The sequence below is a fragment of the Nocardia sp. NPDC060220 genome, assembly GCF_042727815.1.
Taxonomy (GTDB): Bacteria; Actinomycetota; Actinomycetes; order Mycobacteriales; family Mycobacteriaceae; genus Nocardia.
In genome coordinates, this window is record NZ_JBHWZY010000172.1 from 1 (window position 1) to 10,081 (window position 10,081).

Sequence of the window (10,081 nt, forward strand, 5' to 3'; positions counted from 1 at the left end):
TTCGCGATCGAGGGTGGCGAGCAAGCCGCGCGTTGGGGCATCATCGTCGACACCTTCTCGCGCGGCGAATGCCGCCTCGCCGACCACGTCCTCGAGCGGCTCACCGCCTCGCTCGCCGAACTGCATCCCGACACCGCCGCGCAGAAATCGCTGTCGTCTGTAGACCCCTGTGCCCTGGTGGACAATTCGGCCTTCGCCGCTCTCGGCCCCGTCGTGGCGAAATCCGCGCACTCCTGCGAGTGGTCGGGTGACTCCACCGTGCGGATCACCTTGTCGCAGCCACGGCGACGAGCGACCTCGATGGAGGAGAAGGTGATCGATATCGGTGACGGTGTGCTGGTCGACAATCTCGACAGCGTGATGCTGGGGCCGAACGAATGCCGTCGGGTGTATCAGTTCCGCAAGGTCGGCGAGACCTTTCGCGAGGATGTCGAAGTGTCCGTCAGCAATCCGAACCAACGCGAAGGGCAACTCTGCGCGATCGCCGATCCGCTCGTGAAGCAGGCGGTCGGCCGGTTGCCCGCGCGGTAGCGGCGCCGAACTCGCGGGTGATAGTTTCACGGCAGAGTTCGGGAGGGGCCTGGCGTTCGACGCTGCGGTCGGAGGGGAATGTTCGTGCGTAATCGGTTGCGTTGGCTGGCGCCGTTGTTATCGCTCACCCTGCTCACCGCGGCATGCGGTGACAACGCCGCACCCGATCACGGTGACTATGCCCTCGAACCGGTGGCGGGCGACTACGACGACGCGCCGAATGCAGTGCGCGGAACGCTGGTGGAATCCGTGCGCATCGGCGAGCGGTTACTGCTCGCCAACCGCATCGACCCGGAATTGACCGACGGCAACGGCGGCGGGCTGATCGTCGGGATACGCGGCGTAGACGATCTGCTCTCGGGCGTCCAGCGGACCGCACTCGGGCCGTTCGACGTGTTGGCCGGTTACGGCGCGATCGCGAGCAACGGCCAGTCGGACAACGAATCGAAGTACAAGCTGCTGTCGATCGCGATCCTGTCCCTACCCGATGAGGCCCAGGCGACGGCGGCCGCGCAGGCGATGGCTGCCGCGGATTTCACCGCGAATACCGAGAACGCGCCCCTGTCTCTTTCGGAATATCCTGCCGCACTGTCACATTGGCGACCCGGTGTGCCCACGGTCGGGAGCTGGCTGGTGTGGAAGAACCTAGTGATCAGGTTGTACGCCAAGATCATCGAGCCCAGCCCCGAATTGTTGACCGATCTGCTCACACGGACCTACCGCGCTCAGCTGGCCGAGCTCGGCACCTTGGTTCCGACGCCCGCCGCCGACATACCGAAGCTGAAACTCGACAGCGACAAGTTGCTCACCCATATAGTGAAGACCGGCGACTACTGGCCCAACAAGTGGGAATTCATGGTCTACGGGCCTCGTTCCTATGCCCTGCTACGCGACGATCCGTCGGTCAACCTGCGTGATTTCGAACAGAGCTCGATCGACGCGATCGCGGTGTCGTACAACAAGTTTCTGTATCGCGCGCGGGACAGCGAAGCCGCGAAGACCTACGCCGACCTCGAGGAAAAGCATTCGCTGGCTGCCGATTACACCCCGCTGACAGGTCCGCCGGGACTCTCGGGTGTTTCCTGCTACCGCGCAGCGAGGCCGGACAACAGGTCGGTTCCCGCCCGGCGGTTCTCCTGCCTGGTGCGATACAACGAGTTCGTGGTCCGCCTCTACAGCAACCAGGAGACCGATATTCGACAGCAGGCGGTCGCGCAGCACGCGCTACTGAGCGGGTCGTGGTGAACACGGGAGGCGCGGCGATGAAACCGCTGAATTCGCAGGATCCCGAACGGCTGGGCCGCTATCGCCTGCTTGCCGTGATCGGCCGGGGTGGCATGGGACAGGTGCTGCTCGGCCAGGGCCAGGACGGCCGGTTGGTCGCGGTGAAGCAGATCCACCGCCAGTTCACCGGCAATCCGGAGTTCCGTGCCAGGTTCCGGCGGGAGGTGTTGGCCTCACAACAGGTCACCGGCGCTTACACCGCGGGCGTGGTCGACCACGACGCGGAGTCCGAAACACCATGGCTGGCTTCGGAATACATCGCGGGTCCCGGCTTGCAGGACATGATCGGCGAGTTCGGCCGCCTCAACCTGAACGGGCTGAAACTCCTGGCCACCGGTTTGGCCATGGCGCTGCTCGAGATTCACCGCACCGGCCTGGTGCATCGCGACCTCAAGCCGAGCAACATCCTGCTCACCAACGACGGTCCACGCGTGATCGACTTCGGCATCGCCAGGGCGCTCGAGGACGACGTCAACCTCACCGCCACCGGAGCGGTGATCGGATCGCCCGCGTATATGTCACCCGAACAGGCCGAATGCCGCCCTTTGACAACAGCTTCCGATGTTTTCGCCGTCGGTGCGGTTCTCGCGATGGCGGCCACCGGCGCGAGCCCGTTCGACGCGGCCTCCACCCCGCAGGTCCTCTACAACGTGCTCTACAGCTCCCCGGATACCACCGGAATTCCGGAGCAGATCCGCGCGCTGGTCGATGCTTGCCTCGCCAAGGACCCGTCGGCGCGACCGACCCCCGAGCAGTTGCTCGACGCGGTGAGCGGGATCGACGCCGAACCTGTCTGGCCGGTCCGGATCCGCAGACGCATCGCCGACTGCCAGGCCGAGGCGGGTCGCTGGGCAGACGGAACCGCTGCTGCCACAGCGTCGATTGCACCCGAACAGCCGAAGCCGAAGTGGGCGCGACTGGTTCTCGCTGCCGCGACGGTGTCGGCACTGGTGCTGGCTTCCATCGCTATTTGTGGCGTCGGCGTCGAGGGCAACGCGGTGGCGATGGATGATCCGCCACTGGCGCTGACCCACGACGAATCCCGCCGCCTCGACCTCTGCGCGTTGCTCGATCCGTCAGTGCTCGGTGAACTAGGCACTGCGACAAGTGAAGTCGTCTCGAACGCCATCGGCGGTTGTACCGTCGGGTATCGCGATCAGGCCGGTCGCACGGTGTCTTTCAGCCTGCGTAACAACGACAATGTCGCCGAGGTACGTGATGACAGACAGCCGATGGGTAGCTCCATCAATTGGATGCCGGTACTCGGACTTCACAAAGAGTCCGCCTCCTGTGACCGCATAGTGGTGACCCAGAGCGGTTTGCCGATGGCGCTGACTATGGGCGCGAGCACCTATCCGCCCGCAGGCGACCTCTGTCCGGCGTCCGAGCGCGCGCTCGCGGCGGTGGTCCGTCGTCTGTCGGTCAATCCGCCGCTGCGGACCTTCCCGCAGGGCTCGCTGCTGCCACTCGACCCGTGCTCGCTGATCGACATCGCGGCCACTCGTTCGTTGGTCGGTGATCCCGTGCGCACGTCGACTCCCCATAGCTGCGCGTTGACCGGCGCTGACGGCTCCTTTTCGCTCGATATCAACGAGCGCACCCGGCCGGACAGTGTTACGGGCGGAAGGGTCCGGCAAACAAGCACTATCGGCGATCACACGGTCTATCTCGACGGCAGCAGTCCCGAATACTGCACCTTCATCGTGATGGTGATGCCGACCAAAGACGATCAGGCCGAGCAAGTGCGGGCCCAGTACTTCTCGAACACGGCGCGGGCCGGTGGGAACTGTGAGACTGCCGGCGATCTGCTCGAACCCGTACTCGAGAAGTTGCCCCCATCATGACGATCATTCCCCTCGGTCCCAGCGATCCACCCACCATCGGTCGCTACCGAGCGCTCGGCACACTCGAGTCCGCGGCCGGATTCCGGTCCGTGCTCGCCACCGGCCCCGATGACTCGTTGGTCGTCGTGCGACAGGCGCTACCGGAACTTCTCGACGAGCCGGAGTTCCGGATCAGATTGCGGCACAGCGCTATTGCCGCCATGCGAGTCTCGGGATCCGCCAATACCACGGTGATCGACGTCGATGCTGATGCTGAGAAGCCCTGGTTGGCATCAGCATTCGTTCCGGGCATGCGCCTCGACACCGCCGTAGCCGAACACGGGCCACTGCCTGTGGCTGCCGTTCGCGCCTTGGCCGCCGCCCTCGCCTCGGCGCTGCGGACCGTCCATGCCGCAGGCCTCGTGCATCAGCGCATCCGTGCCGACACGGTGCTGTTAGCAAGGGACAGTGGTCGTCTCGGTGAAGTCGGTATCACCCCAGCCGCCGGGACCGCCACCGCGACGGTCATGGGAACGCCGGACTTCCTGTCACCGGAGCAATCGCTCGGGTATGAGCTGACGCCGGCGTCGGACGTGTTCTCCCTCGGATCGGTTCTCGCTTTCGCAGCCTCCGGCGTCGCACCGTTCGCCGCACCATCTGTGCCGTACACGCTGTTCAACATCGCCCAGCGCGAACCCGATCTGAGCCGCGTGCCGGAGCCGCTGTTCGAGATGCTGGCCGCGTGCCTGCGCAAGGATCCGGCAGCCCGCCCCACTCCGGGGCAGATCCTCGACTATCTCGGTGCCCAGCCGAGCGGTCCGCCACCGTGGCCCGCCCCCGTGCTCGACGACATCGGGCGCCAGCAGCACGAGATCTCGGCGCTGCTCGCCGCCCTGCCCGCGATTGCCGCACCGGAACCTGCACCTGGACGTCCCTTTTCGGTGGTCATGGCCGAGTCGGGTCGTGCGAGCATGGAATACGGCAGGCGTGCACTGGAATCCGGGCGTCTTCGTTGGAGCGCGGCGAGTCCGAGAGCTCGAACCAGCCTGGCAGGTGCACTGGCAGCACTGCTCGTGGCGCTCGTCGGGATCTCTTACTTCGCGACACGCGAAGAAAGCGAGCCGGGACCGGTGACCGGACTGACCCTGGCGCAGTTGCGGCAGATCGATGCCTGCCCCTGGCTGACCTCGGCCCTCGGCGACTCGGTGCCGGTCGCGCCGACCCCACTGGCCGCGCAAACGTGGGAGCTGAGTCCGTCCCCGAGCTGGGGGTGTAGCGCCAGTTCCAACCGCTACGCCCTCTACCTCTATCTGGGGCAGGAGGACGAATACCTGACGCCGAACAAGACGGTGGTAGAAGGGGTTCCGATCATCGACGGCAGCGCGGCAGCCTGTACGCGGGCCATCGCGAGCCCAGGCGCCGAGCACGAGTCCGGCATCGTCATCGTCCTCAGCAATCCGTCCGGGGTGAAGGAATGCGCGGGCCTCGACTACATCGCGGCCAACCTCGCCCGGTCACTGACGACCGCGCCGCGCGCCGAGGGCAGGGACTCCTCGCTGGCGCTGCTGGAACCGTGCGCGCTGCTCGACCGCGATGCCGTCGCCGAGAAGATCGGCGTCCTGCCGCCCGAGCCCACGATCGCCGACGCGCACACCTGCCGGTGGGACGGGCGCGTGCGAGTCACCCTGGAGCTGGTCAGCACCAGCACGAGCACGACGGGCAAGGACCTGGAGCTCGTCACCGTCGACGGGGTCCAGGTGTATCTCGGCAAGGGCGGTTCGAAGGCCATCTGCTCGCGCGCCTTCCTGGTGCCGGATGCCGGGGAGGAGACCATCGAGGTCTCGGTACACGGAACCGAGGGATTCCGCGACGAGTATTGTGCGATCGCCTCGTCCTTGCTGAGACAGGCGGTCGGGAATCTGCCCGAGCGCTGAGCCGGGCCCGGCTACGGTGAAGACTGCGATCCGCAGACCACCACGAAGGGGCAACGATGGACCAGCTCGGAGTAGCGGTAGTCGGATACGGCCTGGCCGGGTCGGTGTTCCACGCGCCGCTCGTCGCCGCCGATCCGCGGATGCGGGTGGCCGCGGTGGTGACCGCATCGGAGGAGCGGGCCGCACAGGCGCGGGCCGAGCATCCGGGGGTGCGGGTGTGGGCGTCGGCGCAGGAGATGTTCGTCGAGGACGAGGATGTCGATCTCGCGGTGATCGCCACGCCGAATCGCTCGCACGCGCCGCTGGCGTTGCAGGCGCTGGCCGCGGGGTTGCCCGTGGTGGTGGACAAGCCCTTCGCGGTGACGGCGGCCGACGCCGAGGAAGTGGTCGACGCTGCTGCGCGGGCCGATCTGCCGCTGAGTGTTTTCCAGAATCGTCGCTGGGACAACGACTTTCTGACCGTACGCGCCCTGATCGACGCCGGTGAGCTGGGTGAGGTCCGGCGGTTCGAATCCAGGTTCGAGCGGTGGCGGCCGGTTCCCAAGGGTGGCTGGCGTGAAGTGGGCGATGCCGAGGACGGTGCGGGCATCCTGTTCGATCTGGGCAGCCACCTGGTCGACCAGGCGCTGACGTTGTTCGGCCCGGTCACCGAGGTCTACGCCGAACTCGACCGCCGCCGCCCGGAGGTCGGAGCCGACGACGACGCCTTCATCGCCCTCACCCACGCCAACGGCACGCGGTCGCAGTTGTGGATGAGTGCCGTTGCGCCGCAACTGGGTCCGCGCCTGCGTGTGCTCGGATCCACCAACGGCTACACCGTCTCCGGCCTCGACCCCCAGGAAGACGAACTGCGCGCAGGCCGCCGCCCGGACGACGGAAAACCCTGGGGCACTGTCCCACCCGAAAAGTGGGGCACCTTCGGCGCAGGCGAGGATCTACGCCCGATCCCCACCCTCCCCGGCGACTACCCCGCCTTCTACGCGGGAATGGCCGCCGCCCTGCTCGACGGAGCTCCGGTCCCGGTCGACCCCCGCGACGCCGTGGAAACCCTGCGAATTCTCGAATACGCCCGCCACGTAGCCGAACCTGCCGATCTCACTTCTTGACCACCGGCACCGAGTCGAGCCGAAGGGGTGATCCGACGGCTCCGTCGAGCACATCCATGCAGAGCCGCAGCACGATGATGCGGAACGGCCGTAGCCGACTATTGCGCCGGCGCGATGTTCTGGTTGAGGTGGAACAGGTTGGCCGGGTCGTAGGTCTTCTTGACGGCGGCCAGGCGGTCGAAGTTCGGGCCGTAGTTGGCGCGGATGCGGCCCTGGTCGTCGGAGCCCATGAAGTTGATGTAGCCGCCGTCGGCGGTGTGGGGTTCCAGCGCGGAGTGGTAGTCGCGGACCCACCTGATGTTGGCGTCGTTGTCGATCGCATCGGGCCACATCCCGGCGATCACGGGGGCGAAATTCGCGGTGCGGTAGGCGAACGCGGTGTCGTCCACCGCGACGTCCTGCACGGCGCCGTCGATCGGGTAGAGGTGCATGGTGGACTGCACCGCGGGCACTCGCGGGCCGAACTCGAGATGAGCGGCGAGGGCGCCGTCGGTGAGTTCGGGTTGGAACGCCGCCTTCCAGTAGTGCTGCAGGCCGGGAGGAAGGAGACCGTCGAATGCGCTGTTGAGGGCCGGGTAGGGCATCCGGCCGACGTGCTCGGCCACCGGCGTCGCGACCGCCCGCAGGTCCGCGAGCAGGGCTTCGGCCTCCTGATCGGGGCCGTTGAAGCAGGACACCAGCAGGACGAACGGTTCGCCGACCCGTTCCTCGGGAATGAACGGCAGCGGCGGCGCGATCTGGAAGCCGGGGAAGGCGCCCATCGCGCGCGGTGCCGCGGCGATCCAGTCGCGGTAGGTCCGCAACAGCTCTTCGGCGACGTCTAGCTCGAAGAACATGGGTCCGCCGTAGATCGTGTCCACCGGGTGCAGGTCGAACTCCATTTCGGTGACCACCCCGAAGTTGCCGCCGCCGCCGCGCAGCGCCCAGTACAGATCGGGGTGCTCGGTCGCGTTCGCGGTCACGAAGGTGCCGTCGGCCAGCACCACATCGGCGGACCGGAGGTTGTCGATGGACAGACCGTAGGCGCGGGCGAGGTAGCCGATCCCGCCGCCGAGAGTCAGGCCGGTGACCCCGGTGGTGGAGATGATGCCGCCGGTGGTGGCGAGCCCGAAGGAATGCGCGGCGTGGTCGAAGTCGCCCCAGTCGCAGCCGCCCTGTACGCGGGCGATCCGCCGTTCGGGATCGACGCGGATGCCCTTCATGGCGCTCAGGTCCAAGACGATGCCGTCGTCGACGGTGCCGAAACCGGGCACGCTGTGGGCGCCTGCGCGGATGGCGAGGTCGAGTCCGCTCTCGCGGGCGGCGTCGACGGTGGTACGCACGTCGGCGACGTCGACCGCGCGGACGACCGCGAGGGGCCGGCGGTCGATCATCGCGTTGTAGACCGAACGCGCCTGGTCGTAGCCGGGTGAGTCCGCGGTGATCACCTCACCGCGAATCGCTTCGAGGATGGTCGATACAGGTGTGCCGTTCATTGTCGCTCCCTGGTCGGGTCGAGAATGAGCCGAACAAACGCAGTGCGTGATCGTGGAACGGAGGGGTGGATCGGACTGTCTCGATGGACCCCGAACTCAAATTACCCCGGTCGCCGTCCCTGGTTCAAGGTTCAGAGCTTGCGAGAGCGCAGCTCGTGACCCTTGGAGGTCTTGCAGCGCCCCGATTCCAGGTCCCATTGCCAGCCGTGCAGGTTGCAGGTGAGGTTGTTACCTTCCACCACACCGAATTTGGAGAGGTCGGCCTTGAGGTGGGGGCAGCGGCGCTGGACTTCCCAGCCGTCGAGTTCGGTGACGGCGGAGTCGTCGTGTGCCTCGGAGAACCAGCCGTCGGCGTAGGCGATGCGCTCGTCGGTGAGGCATTTGAAGAAGGTGTAGAGGAACTCGTTGTAGCCGCCGATGCGCCACGCCTGGAAGCGGGTGGACAGGAAGATCGTGTTCACCCAGTCCGGCTCGTTGTCGCGCAGCACGGTGCGTACCAGTTCGGGGGCGATGCGGAAGCCGTAGCGGTAGCGGCCTTCGCCCTCGAGCGGCGCGCGCACGGTGCGGTGCGGGAAGTCCAGGACGATGGTCTCCTCGCCGATCACCAGGCCCACGGGGTAGCCGATGCCGTCGCTGATCAGCGCGCTCTGCTTCATGATCGGTTCGAACAGCTCACGCAGCGGCTCGAGCAGCGAACCCTCGCCGGTCTCCCACGACGCCTTCTCCGCGGCCAGCACCGGCGCGAAACGCTGCGCCATCTCCGCGATGTAGGCGGCCTTGTCGCCGTAGATCCGATCCGGGTCGAACGGGTGCGCGAGGTCGAGCTCCTTACCGCGCACATCGGCGACCGAACCGGGGATCATCAGGATCCCGCCGGGGTTGCCGTGAATGTTCATCTGATCGAGGAACACGATCTGGTCGGGGAAGATGTTGCCTTCGTCGCCGCGATCGTCGTTGAGGTAGCGCAGTTCGTCGTCGAGGAACACCGGCGGACCCGCCGAGGGCACCACCCAGGTCGCGCCGACCTGCTCGATGTAGGAGCGCGCGCGATCCATGCCACGCTGACGCTTCTGCTTGCCGAAGTTGGCCTTGGTCCGCGCCGGGATGTCGTACACGGCCGGGTACCAGATCGCGCCCGAGTACTGCAGCAGGTGGATGTCGATATCGCCGAACGCGTCGTGGATGACGTCCATGTCCACCGGTCGGGCGTCGTTCATGTTGAAACAGGTGGTCTCACCGTCGGAGATGAGAATTCCGGAGTCGCCGATCGGGCCGTCGGCGGGCGCGCGCAACGCGACGATCATGATGTCCACGGAGCCCTTCGGCCCGGTGATCGTGTGCTTGACCGAGTCCTCGGTCTCGAAGAACTTGGTGAAACCCAGCGCCTCGAGCTCACGGCGCAGGTCGAGCACCGGGTAGTCGGGCAGCAGGATCGTGGCGTCCTTGTTCACGTACTTCGCCAGGTGGGCGGCGTCGAAGTGATCGCGGTGCAGGTGCGAGACGTACAGGTAGTCGACATCGCCGAGGGTCTCCCAGTCGAGCTGGGAGTTGTCCGGGAAGGGGAACCACGACGCGAAGTACGCGGGGTTCACCCAGGGATCGCACAGGATCGTGCCGGCCTCGGTTCGGATATGGAAGCCGGCGTGTCCGACGCTGGTGATCTGCACGAGCTGTTTCCTCCTACCAGGATCTGATTCGCCGGATCAATGGCGAGCTACCGCCTCGGGCCCCCTGACTGCTTCGGCGTACCAGCCAACCAGGGTAGTGGCTAAATCGTTACGTCACCGATGCAATAGCCCTCAGCGGTCGCGACAACCGTGAAAGTGCGCGTCCGCGTGCCCCCGGGTGAGGTGGTCACAGGGACGTGAACTGCCAGGTAGTCGCCACGAACCTGCTCGGATCGTAGCTCCTCGCCGGTGTAGGAGGTG

7 protein-coding genes are annotated in these 10,081 nt (G+C 66.5%); 5 read left to right on the forward strand and 2 right to left on the reverse strand.

Annotated features, from left to right (window positions below; translation table 11 throughout):
* From ACFWF3_RS11670 to ACFWF3_RS11690, 5 genes are all read left to right on the forward strand, one after another.
* Positions 1-531, forward strand: a 531-nt coding sequence (locus ACFWF3_RS11670) for a hypothetical protein (RefSeq protein ID WP_379313616.1), incomplete at its 5' end; no start/stop codon positions are given.
* A 78-nt stretch (positions 532-609) separates the two neighbouring features.
* A complete protein-coding gene (locus tag ACFWF3_RS11675) occupies positions 610-1,776 on the forward strand; it encodes a hypothetical protein (RefSeq protein ID WP_379313617.1) in 1,167 nt (388 codons plus the stop codon).
* Positions 1,770-3,659, forward strand: coding sequence for a serine/threonine-protein kinase (locus ACFWF3_RS11680; RefSeq protein WP_379313618.1), 1,890 nt, complete (start codon positions 1,770-1,772; stop codon positions 3,657-3,659). Before ACFWF3_RS11675 ends, ACFWF3_RS11680 begins: the two co-directional genes overlap by 7 nt.
* The gene (locus ACFWF3_RS11685; RefSeq protein ID WP_379313619.1) at positions 3,656-5,572 is read left to right on the forward strand and encodes a protein kinase; all 1,917 of its coding nucleotides are present in this window, start codon (positions 3,656-3,658) and stop codon (positions 5,570-5,572) included. The genes ACFWF3_RS11680 and ACFWF3_RS11685 overlap by 4 nt, the downstream gene beginning before the upstream one ends.
* Positions 5,573-5,628: 56 nt before the next feature.
* Positions 5,629-6,678 carry a Gfo/Idh/MocA family oxidoreductase gene (locus ACFWF3_RS11690; RefSeq protein ID WP_379313620.1) on the forward strand — a complete coding sequence of 350 codons (1,050 nt, stop codon included), beginning with the start codon at positions 5,629-5,631 and terminating at the stop codon, positions 6,676-6,678.
* Between the two features lie 98 nt (positions 6,679-6,776).
* Here the strand turns inward: ACFWF3_RS11690 and ACFWF3_RS11695 are convergent, their stop codons facing one another.
* Together ACFWF3_RS11695 and ACFWF3_RS11700 are read right to left on the reverse strand one after the other, a co-directional pair.
* Positions 6,777-8,153, reverse strand: coding sequence for an FAD-binding oxidoreductase (locus ACFWF3_RS11695; protein WP_379313621.1), 1,377 nt, complete (start codon positions 8,151-8,153; stop codon positions 6,777-6,779).
* A gap of 131 nt (positions 8,154-8,284) precedes the next feature.
* A complete protein-coding gene (locus ACFWF3_RS11700; protein WP_379313622.1) occupies positions 8,285-9,820 on the reverse strand; it encodes a Rieske 2Fe-2S domain-containing protein in 1,536 nt (511 codons plus the stop codon).
* Positions 9,821-10,081 lie beyond the last annotated feature (261 nt).

Bases quoted from the DNA above. Each gene is read 5' to 3' on its own strand.
- ACFWF3_RS11675 (WP_379313617.1), top strand. From the start codon at position 610: ATGTTCGTGCGTAATCGGTTGCGTTGGCTGGCGCCGTTGTTATCGCTC.
- ACFWF3_RS11685 (WP_379313619.1), top strand. From the start codon at position 3,656: ATGACGATCATTCCCCTCGGTCCCAGCGATCCACCCACCATCGGTCGC.
- ACFWF3_RS11690 (WP_379313620.1), top strand. From the start codon at position 5,629: ATGGACCAGCTCGGAGTAGCGGTAGTCGGATACGGCCTGGCCGGGTCG.
- ACFWF3_RS11695 (WP_379313621.1), bottom strand. From the start codon at position 8,153: ATGAACGGCACACCTGTATCGACCATCCTCGAAGCGATTCGCGGTGAG.